Below are 17,301 nucleotides of genomic sequence, written 5' to 3' on the forward strand. Positions count from 1 at the left end.
CCTCCCGCCTTGCTTGAACGATCGAAACGCCTTCCTCGGCGTAAGGTCGCGTGACACCACGAATCAGCTCCCGCGTCGCCTCTGGCGTCGGAGTCCCGCCCGATTCGGATCGCTATGTTCGCCTCTCGCGATAGTTATGCCTTCCGCCTGCGCGGCTGTCGTTCCCCCCGGCTGTGCGGATACGCCCTCGCGGCGTTCGCCGTCCTGCTGACGGTAGCTTCCGGCGTGCATGCGGAAGAAGGTTCGTCCAGCGGCGCGGTCATCTACGCCAACAAGTGCGCCTCGTGCCACGGCGCGGCCGGCGAGGGGACGGACGACTATCCCGATCCGCTCGTCGGCGACAAGTCGGTCCTGGAACTGACGCAGCTCATCGACCAGACGATGCCGGAAGGCGAATCCGAGCAGTGCGTCGGTCCCGACGCCGAAGCGGTCGCGAAGTACATCTACGACGAGTTCTATTCCGAATTCGCGCAGGTTCGCCGGGCGCCGCCGGAATTGGAACTGTCGCGCCTGACGGTTCGCCAGTACGAACAGTCGGTCGCCGACCTCGTCGGGTCCTTCACGGGCGGCGGGAAGCGCGACGGCGAACGGGGGCTCGCAGCGGAGTACTTCAACTCCAAGCGACACGACCGCCGAAAGCGGACGATCGAGCGCCGCGACGCGACCGTCGACTTCGACTGGGAGAAGACCAATCCCGCCGACACGGGCGAAGAACCGACCGAAGAAGAGAAGAAAGAGGAAGAAGCGAAGAAGGACGACGAGAAGAAAAAGAAGAAGGACGGCGCGAAGGAATTCTCGGTCGTCTGGACCGGCTCGCTGCTCGCGCCGGAGACCGGCGACTACGAGATCGTCCTGTACACCGACAACGCGGTGAAGTTCTGGCTCAACGAGTCGGACACGCCGGTCGTCGACGGCTGGGTTCGATCGGGCAAGGACATTCAGCACCGCGTCTCGATGCGGCTGCTCGGAGGGCGAACCTATCCCGTCCGTCTGGAGTTCTCCTCCAGCGAAGACGACGACGTCGCCAAGATTCGTCTCGCGTGGAAGCCTCCGCATCATGTGGAAGAGACGATTCCCGAACGTGCGCTGACGCCGCACTGGTCCCCGGAAGTTTTCGTCGTTTCGACGCCCTTCCCGCCGGACGATCGCAGCTCCGGTTACGAAAAGGGAACCGCCGTCACGAAGGAATGGGAAGATGCCGTCGCGTTCGCCGCGATGGAAGTCTCCCGCTACGTGGTCGACGAACTCCCACGCCTGGCGAACGTGAAGGCGGACGACGGCGAGCGGGAGAAGAAGCTCCGCGAGTTCTGCGTCCGCTGGGTCGAAACGGCGTTCCGTCGACCTCTCACCGACGAAGAGAAGCAGCTTTACGTCGAGCGTCAATTCGCGAAGGGCGAAGGCCTCGAAGCGGCCGTGCATCGGTGCGTGCTCCTGTCGCTGCTGTCGCCGCGGTTCCTGTATCGCGAGGCTAAGCAGGGCCCGATGGACGACTACGCCGTGGCGTCGTGGCTTTCGTTCGCGATCTGGGATTCGATCCCCGACGGGCGACTGCGGGAGGCGGCGGCGAAGGGGCAGCTTCAGAACCGCGACCAGGTTTATGCGCAGGCCGAGCGGATGCTCGACGACGAACGGACCCGGGCGAAGCTTCGCGTCTTCCTGCACCAGTGGCTGAACGTCGACCGGATTCACGATCTGAACAAGGACGCCGAAGCGCACCCCGGCTTCGACGAACGCGTCGTCTCCGACTTGAGGACGTCGCTCGATCTCTACCTCGAAGACTTCGCGTGGGGCGAATCGCCCGATTTCCGGCGACTGTTCCTCGACGACGATATCTATCTGAACGAGCGGCTGGCCGAGTTTTACGGCAAGACGATTTCTCCCGGGACGAGCGCTCGGGACGGATTCGTCTCCGTCTCGTTCGAGGAGGAGGGACGCGCCGGCGTGCTGGCTCACCCGTTCCTGCTGGCCGGCTTCGCCTACGACAAGGCGACGTCGCCCATTCATCGAGGGGTGTTCATCGCGCGGAACGTGCTGGGCCGTCGCCTGAAGCCGCCTCCGATCGCGGTTTCGCCGCTGGCGCCCGATCTGCACGCCGACCTGACCACGCGCGAGCGAACGATCTTGCAGACCGACATCGCCGCCTGCAAGTCGTGCCATGCGATGATCAACCCGCTCGGTTTTCCGCTGGAACAGTTCGACGCGGTCGGACGGTTCCGCCAGGAAGAGAAGTCCAAGCCGATCGACGCCGCCGGGTCGTACATCACCCGCGACGGCGAGACGGCGCAGTTCTCCGGCGCGAAGGAGATGGCCCAGTTCCTGGCCGAGTCGCCCGAGACGCACGAATCGTTCGTGGAACAGACCTACCAGTACTTCGTGAAGCAGCCCCCGCTCGCGCTGGGGCAGGAGTCGTTCGACGAATCGGTGCGCCGTTTCGGAGAGAACGGCTATAACGTCAGGAAGCTGATCGCGGACGCGGCGACGACTTCGGCGTTGCGGGCGCGCGAACTGAGTCAGACGGACGCGAAGTAACGATCCACCGCTGCGGACCTGTCGCAGATCAACTTTCGGAGAGACCGACATGCCGGCCTACGTCGATCGCCGCTCGTTCTTGAAGACGCTCGGCCTGAGCGCCGCGATGTATCCGTTTCTCTGCAACCTGCCGAGTCTCGGGATGGAAAGCTCGACCGGTCGCAAGAAGCGCCTGGTCGTGATGTTCAGCCCGAACGGGATCGTGAAGAAGGACTTCTGGCCGGACGAAGCGGGCGAACTGAAGGCCTTCAAGGAGATCCTCGCGCCGCTGGAACCCTACCGTGATCGCACGCTGACCCTGCACGGCGTCTGCGACAAGATCCGCGGCGACGGCGACAACCACATGCGCGGCATCGGCTGCCTGCTGACCGGCGTCGAGCTTTACCCCGGCAACATTCAGGGCGGTTCGCACACTCCGGCCGGCTGGGCCAGCGGCATCTCGATCGACCAGGAACTGAAGAATTTCCTGCAGGCGAATCCGGCGACGAAGACCCGTTTCGGCTCGCTCGAATTCGGCGTCAGCGTGCCCGACCGGGCCGACACGTGGACGCGGATGTCGTACTCCGGCGCGAACAAGCCGATCGCGCCGATCGACGACCCGTACCAGATGTTCCAGAAGCTGTACGGCAACGTGAAGGATCAGGCGACGCTGCGCAGCGTCCTAGACGATCTGCAGGAAGACCTCGCCAAGGTCAAGTCGATCGTCTCGACGGAAGATCGCCGGCTGCTCGAGGAACATGCCGGCTTCGTCCGCGCGATGGAGCAGGAACTGCAATCGTCGAGCGAAGGCGCCGCGATCGCTCACGCGACGCCCGAACTGGAGCCCGGCATCCGGGAAGAAAACGACAACATCCCGAAGCTGGCGAAGATGCAGATCGACCTGATGGTCAGCAGCTTCCAGGCCGACTTCGCCCGCGTCGCGTCGCTGCAGATCACGAACTCCGTGGGCGGCGCGCGGATGACCTGGGTCGGCGTCGACGAGGGGCATCATGCCCTGTCGCACGAGCCGAACTCCAACGAGGATGCGCAGAAGAAGCTCGTCAAAATCAACCAGTGGTACTGCGAGCAACTCGCCTACCTGGTCAAGCGGCTCGACGAGACGCCCGAGCCGGGCGGTCCGGGCAGCCTGCTCGACAACACGCTGATCGTCTGGACGAACGAGCTGGGCGAAGGGAACAGTCACACGCTGGACGACATCCCGTTCGTCCTCGTCGGCGGCGGCCTCGACTACAAGATGGGCCGGGCGCTTCAGTACAAGCACGTTCCGCACAACCGCCTGCTCCTGTCGCTCGCCCACGGATTCGGTCACGAATTGAAAACGTTCGGCAACCCCGACTACTGCAGCGACGGGGCATTGAGCGACCTCGTTTGATTCGGGCTCGTTCGATTCGAGTCCTGCGCGTCCGCGCGATACGATGACGGGCCTCGCTTCTTCGCGAGGCCCGTTTTTTTCTGGTAGGACGGATGCGCCGATGGCGGTCACGTTCGACGAATCGTTCGTCGGCGGGTTGTTCGGGTTCCGGAGAACCTACGGCTCGCTCGTTCGGATCGAAGCCGCCTCCGTCGGAACGCTGAAAGGCGACTGGCTCGAAGCGCTCCGTCGCATCGGACCGTGGCGCGAAAACCGCGGGTCGAAGGCGAAGTCGATCAGCTTCTACTTCATCGTGCCGGAAGCGATCGCCGACGAAACGCGGAGCTTCCTGGGCGACGTTCTGTTCTCGCCTTGCAAGACGGCGCAAGAACTGGCCGGGCTCGTCGTCGAGGCCGTGGTGTTCCATCCCGACGGCAGCGTTAGTTTCGAGTCGACGTTCCGTGCGTCGTGACGGACGGCGGCGGACTCAGTCGGATTTCAAGATCCGGCGGTAGATCGCTTTGCCGTCGCCCGGTCCGTAGAAGCCCTCGAGCGCAGCGTCGAGTTCGTAGCCGCAGCGTTCATAGAACGCCCGCGTCGAGGCGTACTGCGGCTTGGTCGAAGTATCGACGTAAACCCGCGCTCCGCCGAGCGCGACGATCCGTTCCTCGGCCGCGCGCAGCAGTTCGCGTCCGAGCCCCTGTCCCTGCTTGTCCGGTTCGACGGCGATCCAGTAAAGGTCGAAGCGGTTCGTCGTGCAGGGGATTTTTCCGAAGCAGACGTAGCCGATCAGCTTTCCCGCCTCGTGGTCCGCGAGTACGAACTCGTATCCCGACGCTTCTCCCTTCGTGAGGCGCTCTTCGACGAGTTCCGCGGCGATGGCGACCTCCTCCGCATTGAAGTAGGCCGTCCGATCGACGAGGTCGCGGATCGCTGCGATGTCGCTCGCGCCCGGTTCGTAACGCAGCGCGAGCGGCGGCCGGGTCGCGCTCATGTCGCCTCCGCAGGAACGGGCTTCGCAGATCGCATCCCTCGGTAGGCGAGGGCCGCCGTGACGATGCGTTCGATCGCCGATTCGTAGACGATGCCTTCCTGAGCGAGCGCCGCGGCGAAACCGGCGTCGGGCGCCAGGCAGGGGTTCGCGTTCGCCTCCAGAATCCAGGGCTTCCCTGTCTCGTCGACGCGGAAGTCGACGCGGGCGTAGCCGGCGAGGCCGAACGTCCGCCAGCAGGCGACGGCGAGCGATTCGAGTTCGCTCAGCAGTTCCGCGTCGCTCGCCGGAAAGTCGAAACGGCGAGGCGTGGCGCCGTACTCGAACGACGCCTCGTCCCACTTCGCCGCCCAGCCGACGATCCGCGGCTTCTCGGGCGGATAGTCCACGAAGACGATCTCCGCCGGCGGAAGAACCTCCACGCCGTCGCCCGATTCGCGGGCCAGCAGCGACAGGTTGAACTCCCGCCCCTCGATGAACCGCTCGACGAACGTTTCGCCTGCTGGATCTTCCGGCGCCCGCATCTCGCCTGCGACGAGAATCGAAGCGTCGTCGATCCCGAGCGAGGCGTGTTCGACGGTCGACTTCGAAATGCCGCGAGTTCCCGCCGGAGCGTCGACGTCGAACGACTCGGGCGACCACCATTCAGGCGTCGGCAGTCCGGCGCCGAGCAGCAGTTCCTTCGCGCGCACCTTGTCGTTGCTGGCCGACCAGGCGGCGAAGGAGCTTCCCGTGATCGGTACGCCGAGCGTTTCCAGCGCCGCCGCGACGATGGGCGCCAGACGGTCGGATCCGCCGAGCGATTCGACGAGGTTGAAGACGAAGTCGGGTCGCTGCGCGGCGACCGTCGCCTGCAATCGCGATAGGTCCAGGCCGCACTGGCCGATCGACGTTTCGCAGCCGAGCGTTCGCAGCGCCCGCTCGACCGCCTCGACCTGCGCCAGCACGTCCCGATCGGCGATGGACGCGTCGGGCGATAGCTCGTGCCTCAGGATCAACGCACGGAGAGGCCGACCTTCGCGGGTGAATCGTCGAAGCGCTGCGATCTCCGCGCTCATGCCGCTTCGCCTGCGCGATCTTGCCCGCTCGACGTCGCGACGGACGCGGGAATCCGCTTCGCCGCGGAGGCGACGATGCGACCGATCAGATCGACGTAGGAAACGCCGACCGACGTGGCGATCATCGGCAGGTCGGAATGCTGCGGATGAAGCCCCGCGAGCGGGTTCACCTCCAGGAACAGCGGTCGCCCCTCCGCGTCGCATCGCAGATCGATCCGCCCTCCATCGCGACAGCCGAGCGCCTTCCAGGCATGCAGGGCGATCCGCTCCGCCTCCGCGACCATCGCGTCGTGAAGAGACGAGACGGGGCGATACTCAACCAGCGCTTCGCAGCGCTCTTTGTTCTCGTAGGAATAGACGTCCGGCTCCGCTTCGTCCAGCAGCACGATCTCCAGCGTGCCGAGAACCTCCGCTTCGCCGCCCGTGCCGAGGATGCCGACGGTCACCTCGCGCCCCGGCAGGAAGCGTTCGACCAGAACGGGCTGGCGGTGCTGTTCGAGCAGCCGTTCGCACGCAGGTCGCAGGTCCTCCCGCCGACGGACGATGGACGCCGGATCGCATCCTTTGCCCGTCCCTTCCGCGATCGGCTTCACGAACCACGGACCGTCGAAGGAAACCGCGTCCGCGTCGGCGCCCGACGCCACGGTCATGAACGGCGAAGTCGGAACCCCGGCGGCCGCGGCGATCGTCTTCGTCAGCCCCTTCTCCAGACAGAACGCCATCCGCAGCGCGTCGGAGAAGACGCAGGGAACGCCGTACGTCTCCAGCAGGCAGGGGACCTGGGCCTCTCGCGAAGGTCCGGAAAGACCTTCGCAGATGTTGAAGACCAGGTCCCACCGATCGCCGGCGACGAGCCGGGCCGCCAGTTGGCGAACGTGGCCGACGCGATCGACGCGATGGCCGAGCGCCTCCAGCGTCTGGGCGAGGAAGTCGATCGTCTCTTCGCGGTCGAACTCCGCCGTCTCGAGCTCGGAGTAGCCTGCCGCCAGGTATTCCGATCGCAGGTCGTACGTCAGGCCGATGTTCATCGCACAGAACGAAGGGGTTTTAAGAGGCGCTTCCGCGAACGGTCAGATCGCGTTTCGGTTCGCGCTGCAACTCATCGTAGAGCATGCCGTGCCAGCGCTCCGCGGCGGCGCGGTTCATATCGAGCGCCTGCACCAGTCCGACTCCTTCGGGCAACAGGTACGTCGGGCAGCCCGAGCAGAGTTCGTCCTTGATGCCGTTCGCGTCGTAATCGAACGGATAGAGCCGGCAGACGAGCGGCCGCACTTCGTACGGCAGCACGCAACCGGCCTCGCCCAGATTCCGGCAGTCGCCGTTCGGCTTCCGCTTGAGGACGCGGCGGCTGTTATCCTCGCGAAAGACATGCGCCGCCCAGAGCGGATCGTCGTCCTGGTCGAGATAGACCGGGTCGTCAGGGCGCCGGAACTCGGTGAAGTCCGTCTCGCTGGTGAAGGCTTCGATCCGCGCGACGTCGCCCGGCGTGCAATAGATTTCGCACGTCTGGCAGCAGGTCTTCTGCCTCCGGGAACATCGGACGCAGAGGAAATCCCCGTCGTCCAGAATCGCAAGTTCGATCATCGCTCTCTCTCGCTCAGCCTTGAAGAATCGGAAGCGAGAACTCCGGGTCCGGCATCGCGGATTCCGCCGGCGCCGTTTCGCCGACCGGGTCGCGGTAGCGGTACGTCTTGCCTTCGAAGTTACGGAGCAGCAGGTCGTCCCCCTCGCGCCCGATGAGGTAGTTCGGCAGCAGGGGAATCTTCCCGCCGCCGCCCGGCGCGTCGACGACGTAGGTGGGGCAGGCGTAGCCGGTCGTATGACCGCGCAGGCCGGCGATGATCTCCAGTCCCTTCTCGATCGACGTCCGGAAGTGGGAAGAGCCCGAAATCGGGTCGCACTGATAAAGGTAGTAGGGCCGCACCCGCATCGTCAGCAGGCGGTGCATCAGTTCCTTCATGGCCTCGACCGAGTCGTTCACTCCCTTCAGCAGCACCGTCTGGCAGCCGAGCGGGATGCCCGAATCGGCGAGCCGCGCGCAAGCCTTCGTCGCCTCGGGCGTGCATTCGCTGGCGTGCAGGAAATGGACGCTCATCCAGAGCGGATGATGACGCTTCAGAATGCGGCAGAGCTGCGGCGTGATCCGCTGCGGCAGCACGGCCGGCATCTTGGTGCCGATGCGGACGAACTCGATGTGCGGAATGGCCCGCAGCTTCGAGAGAATCCAGTCCAGACGATCGTCGCCGAGCGCGAGCGGATCGCCGCCCGAGAGCAAGACGTCGCGAACGGCGGGCGTCTTTCGCAAGTAATCGAAGGCCTGCTCGAGCCGGGCTTCGTTCGGCATGATTTCGTGATGCCCGACGACCCGCGACCGCGTGCAGTAGCGGCAGTACGTCGAGCAGAAATCGTGCGCGAGCAGCAGCACGCGATCGGGGTAGCGATGCACCAGCCCCGGCACCGGGCTATGGCCGTCCTCGCCCAGCGGATCGTCGGCCTCGCCCGGCGTTCGGACGAACTCCGCCGACGACGGAATGACCGTCTTCCGCAGGGGCTGATCGGGATCCTCCGGATCGAGCAGGCTCATGTAGTACGGCGTGATCGCGACGGGAAGCATCGTCCCTTTCTGGACGAGGGCTTCCCGTTCGGGGTCGGACAGCCGCAGGACCTGATCGAGCTGCGCCAGCGTTCGGTAGCGGCTGCGCGTCTGCCAGCGCCAGTCGTTCCATTCGCGGTCGGAGACGCCCCGAAAGAAGCGCTTCCGGAACGCGCGGGTGAGGGCGCCTTCCGCTGGGGGCCGGATCGCGGCTCGCCGCAGATTCGCGGCGGGGGCGGCCGGTTCGACCTTCGCGGGCTGGTCGGCGGCAGCGTCGCGTCCGGGGAACGAGGCGGGCAAATGCGGCGTCAGCGACGACGCTTCATCCGCCTGCGAATCGACGCGGCGTCCCGGATGGACGGGCGGATCGTGGCGGCCGATGACGGGGCCGCCGCCGTTAAGCCTTGGTTCGTCGGGTCGTAATTCGTCGGGTCTTCGTTCGTCTATCCGGGCGGACCCGGGAGGCTCCTCTTCGTCGACACCCTTACGTTGGTCGCACTCCGTATCGCGAGCGACTCGCATGAGACCGTACAGCTCCATCGTAGGCCAGCGACGGCGCCGCTCTCGGTCGATCGTCGGCGAACGGTCCTGTTCGTCGATCCAAGTCGGCCGCGGCGCCTGAGTCTCGCCGGCGCTGCGTGCGGCTCCGGCAAAACTGGCGATATTCTGCAGTCCGTTTCGATTACGTCAACTGAGAGAATTCGCAAACGGCGAAGAATCTTCCCTCGTTCCCCTGATTGCTCGAAGTTCCGCTACCCAACTAATCATCCAGGCATCCGATCGGGGGTATTTCTGCGCCGCCCGCGATCCTTGTTCCCGGAAATGCGTCAAGCTAGTATGGCCCATCGCGCGATTCGAGCCGGAGCCGGCGTGACCTCCACGCTAGCTGAGGCATCCAAACGATCGAGTCCGCGATGCGGCAATCCTGTGGGTTGATCCTCCGCCACGTTAAAAACAAGGAACGTCCGTGAGCGACGCAACGAGCCTGCCCCTGCTGGGCGATTCTCCTTTCTCCCCGAAGCGAACCTACGTCGATCCCGAGATCCTGATCGACGAGATTCTGGACCTGAAGCGGCGTAAGAACGCCGTCATCCTGGCCCACTATTACCAGGACGGCGAAATTCAGGAGATCGCCGACTTCACCGGCGACAGCCTGCAACTCGCCCGCGCGGGAACGAAGGTCGAAAACCCGATCGTCGTCTTCTGCGGCGTTCACTTCATGGCCGAAACGACCAAGATTCTGAACCCGGAAAAGAAGGTGCTCCTGCCCGATCTGCTCGCGGGGTGCAGCCTGTCGGATTCGTGCCCTGCGGACAAGCTCGCCGCGTTCCAGGCCCAGTTACGTGCCGAAGGTCGCGACTTCGAGACCGTCGCCTACATCAACACCAGCGCCGCGGTGAAGGCGCTTTGCGACTGGATCGTCACCTCCGGCAACGCGGAGGAGATCATCCGCCGCGTTCCGGCAGGGAAGGAGATCCTGTTCGTGCCCGACCGCCACCTGGGGGGGTACTTGGAGGAGGTGACCGGCCGGAAGATGATTCTCTGGCAGGGCTCCTGCATGGTGCACGAGATCTTCAGCCTCAGCGACCTGCTGGTCATGAAGCGGAAGCATCCCGCCTCGCTGACGATCGCCCATCCGGAATGTCCGGCGAACATGCGGGAGCACAGCGACTACGTCGGCGGCACGCAGGGCATGCTGAAGTACGTCGCCTCGTTCGAGAAGCCGCAGGAGTTCCTGGTCGCCACGGAGGCGAACATGCTCTGGCAACTGGAGCATGCCGTTCCGCGGCACACGTACCTTCCGGTTCCCGGCATCGCGTGCGCGTGCAACAAGTGCCCGCACATGGCGCGGAACACGCTGGAAAAGCTGCGGGATTGCCTCCGGGACGAGAAGCCGGAGATCGAGATGCAGCCGTATTTCGCCCAGGCGGAATACTCGCTCCGCCGCAGCCTGCTCGAATAGGCTCAGGCGCCTAATTTCACGGAAGGTCCCGGCGCGGTAGGCTGGGCCTCTCGCACCGACGCGATCCGACCGCTCGCTCCGAGGACGCTCCATGAGTTTCGGCGAAGGCGCTGCACCCGATCTCTCCACGCTGCGCGGCAAAACCTTCCCCACGATCCGGCAGTTCACCGTCGTCCTCGAAAACCGGGTCGGGCAACTCCTGATGGAGGTGCTCCGCCGGTTCGAAGGGTCGCAGGTTCGGATCGTCGCGCTCTCGATCAACGACGCGACGGAATGCTCCGTCGTTCGGATGATCCTCAGCTATCCCGACATCGGGCGGGAGATCCTGGAGCGGGCCGGCCTGGCGATCATCGAGACCGAACTGGTCGGCGTGGCGCTCGATGACGAGGCCAATCCGATCCTCAGCGTCTGCTCCGCGCTGATGCAGGCGGAGATCAACATCATCCAGATCACGTCCCTGCTGGGCGCCCCGGGTCGCCGGAAGTGCATCGCGCTGATGGTCGACAACCTCCACGGATCGCTCGAGACGCTGCGGCAGAAGGGGATCGACGTGATCTCCGAGGAAGATCTGGCCGAGGATTGAGCGCCGAGGAGACATCGTCCACCCTTCCGGCGGAAAACACGGCCGCCCGCGACGTTCTCGTCGTCACGATTGACGGTTTCGGCGTCGCGGCAGCGGGCGCGTACGGACAGACGTCGCTTCCAACGCCGGGCTGGGACGCGCTCGCAACGAGCGCCGTCACGTTCGATTTCGTCGATGCGCCCGGCGCTTCGCTGGAAGCCGTTCTCGCCGCGCTGACCGGTGCGACCGCGTCGCCGTCGGTCGCCGAAGCGCTGAAGAGGCTGGCGGAATCGGGCGTTTCGATTCGCCTCGCCGGCGATCTGGAAGACTTCGCGACCAATAGCGGCGGCGAATTCGCGGCCTGTTTCGGCAGCCGATCGCCGTTCGATCTGGAGCCTGCGACTTCGCCCGCGAACGACGAGGACGAAACGCACGCCCTGCGCTGGCTCGCGAAGGCGGAGCGGGAGATCCTGGCTCTTCGGTCGGCGCCGCCCGACCGGTCGCACGTTCTGTGGCTGCATCATGCCGGAGCCTACGCGCCGTGGGATGCGCCGCTCGAATGGCGCGAGGCGCTCCGCGACGAGGAAGACCCGCCCGCGTATGCCGAAGTCGCGCCGCCAGCGGACTCCGTCGTCGGCGATCGCGATCCGGATCGCTTTCTGCCGTACGTCTTCGCCTGGGCCGGTCAGGCAGCCGCATGGGACCGACTGGCGGAAGGTCTGCACCTGCTCTGGAAGCGGCTCGATGCGAAGCGACCGACGACGCTGATCGTGCTGGGCCTACGGGGCTATCCGTTGGGCGAGCATGGCGTCGTCGGCGACGGGGCAGGGGAGTTGCACGGCCTCACGCTGCACGAAGAGCGGCTGCACGTCCCCTTCTTCGTTCTGCCCCCGGGCGGCGTTTTTCCGGGAACGCGGGCGCTGGGGGTTCGCCGTAGCGACGCGTTGCTCGCGAAATTGCTCTTCGCTATCGGTAATTCCTCCGTGGAATTCAGCCTGCCGGAACTTCTCGAAGCGGAGACGTCCAGCGATCTGGATCCCGCCGCGTACGCCGTTGTGGCGGAGGGGACGAGCCTGTCCGTTCGCACGGCCCTCTGGCGTTACCTTCGAGAAGGCGAACGGGCCCGGCTCTATCTCAAGCCCGACGACAAGTGGGAGGCGAACGACGTCGCCAACCGTCGGCTCGACACGGTCGAAGCCTTCGAGCGCTGGCTCGAAGAACTGACGAAGGACGCGAACCTGCCGCTGCCTGAAGAGACGACGACGATGTAGGCGGACGTCCGACGTCGCCGAGAAACTCGCTCGCTCACGCTCCGCCGAAGCGGATGCCGTTGACGTGATGCGGCGCCTTGTGGACCTCTTCCCACGCGATCGCGTCGGTCGAGACGAGGATCCTGCCGCGCCAGTTGGAGCCGACGAACAGTCCGTCGCCGTAATCGCAAGCGACCGGCGCGTCGCGATTCGGCACGCGTTCCCACGCCTTGCCGTCGGGCGAGAAGTACGTCGCGCCGAGGCCCACGCCGACGAAGCGGTCGCCCGTCCAGAGCACGGCGTTAATGTGCTCCCCCTCCTCGCCGACCACGCGGTCGGTCCAGACGGACCCGTCTTCGCTCCGCATCCGTAGCCCGTGCAGTCCCGCGCCGACGTAGACGCCGTTGCCGTACGCGACGCTGATGAACGTGTCGAGCGGCGGCAGCGGCTCGGCGTCGATCCACTTCTCGCCGTTCTCGGAGAAGGCGACTCGCCCCTTGTAGCCGCAGGCGAGAAATTTGCCTCCGCCGAACAGCACGCGGAGCAGCAGAGGCTCCTTGTCGAACTTCGTGGGGCCGTCCCAGGTCTTGCCGTCGGGGCTGGTCATGACGATGGTCCAGTGACCGTCCATGTGCCCGCCGAGCGCGACGTAGCGCCCGTTGCCGTAGGCGACGTCGATCACCTTGCCCCCGTCCTGCGACGGATCCTTCTCGGCCAGGCGTTCCCAAGTTTCTCCGTCTTCGCTGCCGAAGAAGATCGTCTTCTCGCCGAGCGTCGCCAGCACGACGAATCGCCCGTCGCCGTGAACGGCGCTGCGACAGTAGAGCTTCTCCTTCTCGACGACCGGCTCGGACCAGTCTCGACCGTTGTCGCTGCGCATGCGCAGCCCCTGTTCGCCGAACGCGACGAAGCAGGGGGAGGAGGCCATAGTGGGATCTCAGGCGCTGAAGGAGTCAGGCGAGCGGAGGGTTGACACCCTCCGCTCAGAGGGAAATCCGGAGTTCCGGCCGACGCGTCAAACCAGATTCGGCAACCTGCCGTCGAACGCCGCGGCCGAAGAAGTCTTGCTCTCGCCGAACTCCGCGACGCCGGCGCCGAGCCGGTCGAGCATCTCCACGTAGAGGTTGCTCATCGGCGTTCCCATCGGATAGGCGACGTGACGCCCCGTCTTCAGGGAGCCCTGCGCGCCGCCGACGAGCATCGTCGGGAAGTCCTGGCGATGGTGGCCGCCGTCGGCCATGTACGACGTGAAGAGGAGCATCGTGTTGTCGAGCAGCGACACGCCCCCCTCGTCGATCGCCCTCATCTTCTCGATCGTCCGGGCGAACTGCTGGATGTACCAGTGGCTCACTTGCCGGCAGGCTTCGCGGGCGAGCGGATCGGCGCGACGCGGATCGGGGTTGCCCCCCTGGTGTTCGAGCGTGTGGAAGTGCCGCTCGAATCCGACGGTCACCACCCCGGGGAAGAGCGACCCGTCGCTGCCCACGGCGAAGGTGGCGATCCGCGTGCAGTCGGTCTGGAATGCCAGGATCATCAGGTCCGACATCAGGTCGATGTAGCGGGCCTGAATCTCAGGATCGGTGTCGCTCGCCCGTTGAATCTCGCCGTAGGCGTCGGGCGTTTCGGGAAGCTCGCCCGGGATCGGCGCCTCCTTGCCGGCGCCGTCTTTGGCCATCTGCGACGCCTGGGCCTCGATCAGCGCGACGCGGCGTTCGAGCGACGACACGCTCTCCAGGTACTGATCGAGCTTGCGGCGATCGGTCGAACCGACCTTCCGCTGGAGTCGCCTGGCGTCTTCCATCACCAGGTCGAGCACGCTCCGTTCGAGCGAATCCTTCGCCGGGCCGGTCGTCGCGATAGCTTCGGGACGCGAGCGATCGGGCACGCGGGGCGTCCGTCCGCGGAACATGCGGTCGAAGGCGATCCGCGGATTGTCCTCATAGGGGACCGGCTCGCCGCTGGTGCGGAAGGAATAGCGACGCTCGTGCGAGCGCTCGGTCGCCAGTTCCAGACTCGGAAGGAACGTCTGGTGCCCGATCCGTTCCGCGGCAAGCTGATCGATCGAGACGGGCGCCTTCGGCTTGCCGTCGATCTTCGCGACGTCCGAGGCGCCGGTCAGGTGCAGGAACGCGCAGTGCTCGTGCGCGTTGACGCCCTCCGCCCGACCGTGATGCGCCAGACCGCTCAGCACGAGCAGATCCTGCTTGTGCGCTTCGAGCGGCCGCAGAATCGAAGGGAGCTTATCCAGCGCGCCCGGCGCCCCGGGCTTCCACGACTCGATGACGGTGCCGCCCGCGACGGTGTAAATGCCCATCCGCATCGGCGCCGTGGAAAGAGCGCCGCCCCCCGCGAAAACGCGGCCGGGAACCATCGCTTCGAGCCAGGGGAGGGCCAGGACGGCGCCCGCTCCGCGAAGCAGCGTACGGCGAGAGATCGGTCGTGCGGTCATGGCAGAAACTTTCGCGTGTCTCGTGGCGAACGAATATCAATCGCTAGTGTCGGCGTCTACGGTTGAGCTGCGAAAACGAACGGATCGTCTACGTCGCGACGGTAGCGGAAAGGATAACTCTCGACGATGCCGAGCAGGATCTCCCGCATCCGCCAGTCATTCTCCCGCGCCCGTTCGACGATGCGAGCGACGGTCGGTCGATCGTAGGATTCGAGGTTTCTTCCGAGCGCGTAAATGAGAAGCTGTTCCGTCAGGTTTCGGACGAACCGCTCCTTCTCCGCCAGCAGGATTTGCTTCAACTCGACGACGCCGTTCACGCTGCGACCGTCGGGCAAGGTGCCGGAGGCGTCGATCTTTTCGCCGCCCCGTTCGCGCTGAAAGCGACCTACCGGGTCGAACTCGTCGAGAGCGAAACCGAGCGGATCCATTTTCTTGTGACAGCCGGCGCAGGTCGACGACTCGTCGGCATGCAGGGCCAGGAGTTCCCGAAACGACTTCGCCTTCGACAGGTCGCCCGACTCGTCGATCTGTTCCACGTTCGCCGGCGGCGGAGGGGGCGGGTCGCCGTGGAGCACGTCCATGACCCACTGGCCGCGGCGGGTCGGACTGTTGCGAGCGACGTGGGACGTCATCGACAGCACGGCGCCCATGCCGAGCAGGCCGCCTCGCTCGGGATTGCGACGCTTGTCGATCGTCTCCTTCCGCCAGCCCTCGTCGAGCTTGCCGAAGCGGTAGTACAGCGCCAGGTCGCGATTGATATACGCGTAGTCGGCATCGAGCAGATCGACGACGCTTCGATCTTCGCGGACGAGACCGTCGAAGAAGAGGAGCGCCTCCTGCCGCATGGCCGAGCGGATCCGGGCGTCGAACTCGGGGAAGTGCTCCTCGCTGGGGAGCGCCGTTTCCAGTTCATGCAGCCGCAGCCACTGCATCGCGAAGTCGTCCGCCAGCCACTTCGACCGCGGATCTTCGAGCAGACGCGTCGCCTGCGCGCGAAGCGTTTCCGATTCGTGCAGCTTCCCCTCGTCGGCGAGCCGCCGGAGTTCCTCGTCCGGCGTCGTGCCCCATAGAAAGTACGACAGCCGCGTCGCCAGTTCGTGGTCGTCGACCGCGTAGGGATCGAAGCCCGCCGCCTGGCCACGATCCTCTTCGATCCGGAACAGGAACGCCGGCGACAAAAGAATCGCCTTGAGCGTGGGCCGCAGCGCACGTTCGTAACCGAGCCCGCGCTTGCTGGCCATGTCGTACAGCGTGAGCAGGCGCTCGATTTCCTCGTCGGCGACGGGACGACGAAAGGCCTGTTCGGCCAGACGCCGCGTTACCTGTCGTGCGGCTTCGCGCGGAGCGAGCGAATCGCCCGGTCGCATGATGAACAGCCGCTCGTTGGCTTCGGCGTCGACCGCCGCGCCGGAGGCTGATGCGGGACCGTCGATTTCGATCCGGTCGATCGCCAGGGTCTTGAAGCGATGGTCGTTTTCCTGCCAGCCGGCGCCATGCTTGGCGTTCTCGAACGAGAGGACGATCTTCGCCTTTCCCGCAGGCAGCGCCAGAAGCGTCTCGGCGACGGCGCGTTCCTCCTCGGTCGCCCGGATCGGAAGCGACTTCGGCGCGGCGCCCTCCGTTTCGACGGATAGCTCCGGCCACCACGTTTCCCACGGCGGACCCTTATGCCCCCAGCCGTCGACGGCGACGCGATAGAGACCTTCCTCGGGCACGTCGACGTCGATCGTCACCTTCGCATTCACGCGGAAGATTCGGGCGCCCTCTTTCGCGTCGGTCGCCTCGGGCGGCGGGCCGTCCTTGCTCTTTTCGGTCGGCATCTGGCCGAGCAGTTCGAATTGGCTCGCTTCGCCCTCGACGACGACCTTCAGGCTCTTCTCCGCGATCAGGCGATCGAGTACGAGGTCCGCCGCGGCAGCGTACTGCTCGAACAGCGTGGGGGAGACGTCGAGCGCCGTGCCGATCGAGTCGTAGCCGAACGCCTTCGGATCCTCCGGCAGTCCGACGGCCGACGCGGCTTCGAATTCCAGACCGAACAGATCCTGAACCGTGTTTTCGTACTGCCTGCGGGTGAGGCGTCGAAAGACGACGGCGCCGGGGTCGTACGGATCCGCGCTGTCCAGCGTCGCGCCCAGCTTCTCCGCCCAGGCGATCATCGCGGCCCGTTCGTCGTCCGAGGGTTGCACGCCTTCCCCGGGCGGCATTTCCCCTCGCTTCAGCGCGTCCGCGGCCTTCAGCCAGTTCTCGACCGCCGCGACCTGCTCGTCGACGGGCAGATCGGCGTCGAAGGCGATCCCGCCGGAGCGTTCGTCGCGCGAATGGCAATCGGCGCAGAAGGTCGTGACCAGCGGGCCGATCGACGCGCGGAACTGTTCGTCCAGCGCGAGAACGGTTTGGCGCACGTCAGCCTGCGGCTCGGCGGAACGAACGGTTTCGGCGTTGGCCGCCTGCCAGAGGCAAGCCGCAGCGAAGGCGATCGCACAGAAACGCGACGGGGAACGAAACAAAGCTCGGTCCGGACGAGGGTGGGGGGGCGGCGGCGGGCGATGAGGCAC

14 protein-coding genes are annotated in these 17,301 nt (G+C 65.7%); 6 read left to right on the plus strand and 8 right to left on the minus strand.

All coding sequences use genetic code 11. The features are described from left to right. Positions 1–114: 114 nt before the first annotated feature. The 3 genes from SH602x_RS16305 (at position 115) to SH602x_RS16315 (ending at position 4,352) form a co-directional block, all read left to right on the plus strand. Positions 115–2,529 (plus strand): DUF1592 domain-containing protein, encoded by a 2,415-nt coding sequence (locus tag SH602x_RS16305; protein WP_479473317.1) that lies wholly within the window; start codon positions 115–117, stop codon positions 2,527–2,529. A 49-nt stretch (positions 2,530–2,578) separates the two neighbouring features. Beyond that, a complete protein-coding gene (locus tag SH602x_RS16310; RefSeq protein WP_479473318.1) occupies positions 2,579–3,901 on the plus strand; it encodes a DUF1552 domain-containing protein in 1,323 nt (440 codons plus the stop codon). 100 nt (positions 3,902–4,001) lie between these two features. Beyond that, positions 4,002–4,352 carry a hypothetical protein gene (locus tag SH602x_RS16315; protein ID WP_479473319.1) on the plus strand — a complete coding sequence of 117 codons (351 nt, stop codon included), beginning with the start codon at positions 4,002–4,004 and terminating at the stop codon, positions 4,350–4,352. Between the two features lie 15 nt (positions 4,353–4,367). Here SH602x_RS16315 and SH602x_RS16320 read toward each other — a convergent pair whose 3' ends face one another. Genes SH602x_RS16320 through SH602x_RS16340 form a run of 5 tightly spaced genes read right to left on the minus strand, consistent with a single transcriptional unit; the run spans position 4,368 to position 9,044 of the window. Then, positions 4,368–4,874 carry a GNAT family N-acetyltransferase gene (locus tag SH602x_RS16320; RefSeq protein WP_479473320.1) on the minus strand — a complete coding sequence of 169 codons (507 nt, stop codon included), beginning with the start codon at positions 4,872–4,874 and terminating at the stop codon, positions 4,368–4,370. Beyond that, the gene (locus tag SH602x_RS16325; RefSeq protein WP_479473321.1) at positions 4,871–5,929 is read right to left on the minus strand and encodes a D-alanine--D-alanine ligase family protein; all 1,059 of its coding nucleotides are present in this window, start codon (positions 5,927–5,929) and stop codon (positions 4,871–4,873) included. The genes SH602x_RS16320 and SH602x_RS16325 overlap by 4 nt, the downstream gene beginning before the upstream one ends. Further along, positions 5,926–6,957, minus strand: a complete 1,032-nt coding sequence (locus SH602x_RS16330) for a D-alanine--D-alanine ligase family protein (protein WP_479473322.1) — start codon at positions 6,955–6,957, stop codon at positions 5,926–5,928. Before SH602x_RS16330 ends, SH602x_RS16325 begins: the two co-directional genes overlap by 4 nt. A 19-nt stretch (positions 6,958–6,976) precedes the next feature. Beyond that, positions 6,977–7,513, minus strand: a complete 537-nt coding sequence (locus SH602x_RS16335; RefSeq protein ID WP_479473323.1) for a YkgJ family cysteine cluster protein — start codon at positions 7,511–7,513, stop codon at positions 6,977–6,979. Positions 7,514–7,526: 13 nt separating this feature from the next. Continuing rightward, positions 7,527–9,044 (minus strand): KamA family radical SAM protein, encoded by a 1,518-nt coding sequence (locus SH602x_RS16340; protein ID WP_479473324.1) that lies wholly within the window; start codon positions 9,042–9,044, stop codon positions 7,527–7,529. Between the two features lie 445 nt (positions 9,045–9,489). Here SH602x_RS16340 and nadA point away from each other — a divergent pair, with 445 nt between their 5' ends. From nadA to SH602x_RS16355, 3 genes are all read left to right on the plus strand, one after another. Beyond that, positions 9,490–10,485, plus strand: coding sequence for a quinolinate synthase NadA (gene nadA, locus SH602x_RS16345; protein WP_479473325.1), 996 nt, complete (start codon positions 9,490–9,492; stop codon positions 10,483–10,485). A 91-nt stretch (positions 10,486–10,576) separates the two neighbouring features. Beyond that, positions 10,577–11,068 carry an acetolactate synthase gene (locus SH602x_RS16350; RefSeq protein WP_479473326.1) on the plus strand — a complete coding sequence of 164 codons (492 nt, stop codon included), beginning with the start codon at positions 10,577–10,579 and terminating at the stop codon, positions 11,066–11,068. Continuing rightward, positions 11,065–12,318 carry a hypothetical protein gene (locus SH602x_RS16355; RefSeq protein ID WP_479473327.1) on the plus strand — a complete coding sequence of 418 codons (1,254 nt, stop codon included), beginning with the start codon at positions 11,065–11,067 and terminating at the stop codon, positions 12,316–12,318. Before SH602x_RS16350 ends, SH602x_RS16355 begins: the two co-directional genes overlap by 4 nt. Before the next feature lie 34 nt (positions 12,319–12,352). On the opposite strand, the gene SH602x_RS16360 is transcribed toward SH602x_RS16355, so the two are convergent. From SH602x_RS16360 to SH602x_RS16370, 3 genes are all read right to left on the minus strand, one after another. Next, positions 12,353–13,225, minus strand: a complete 873-nt coding sequence (locus SH602x_RS16360) for a sialidase family protein (RefSeq protein ID WP_479473328.1) — start codon at positions 13,223–13,225, stop codon at positions 12,353–12,355. An 87-nt stretch (positions 13,226–13,312) separates the two neighbouring features. Continuing rightward, positions 13,313–14,746 carry a DUF1552 domain-containing protein gene (locus SH602x_RS16365; protein WP_479473329.1) on the minus strand — a complete coding sequence of 478 codons (1,434 nt, stop codon included), beginning with the start codon at positions 14,744–14,746 and terminating at the stop codon, positions 13,313–13,315. A 56-nt stretch (positions 14,747–14,802) separates the two neighbouring features. Continuing rightward, entirely contained in the window at positions 14,803–17,253 is a 2,451-nt protein-coding gene (locus SH602x_RS16370; protein WP_479473330.1) for a DUF1592 domain-containing protein, read from the minus strand. Positions 17,254–17,301: the final 48 nt, after the last annotated feature.

Source organism: Lignipirellula cremea (genome assembly GCF_056501455.1).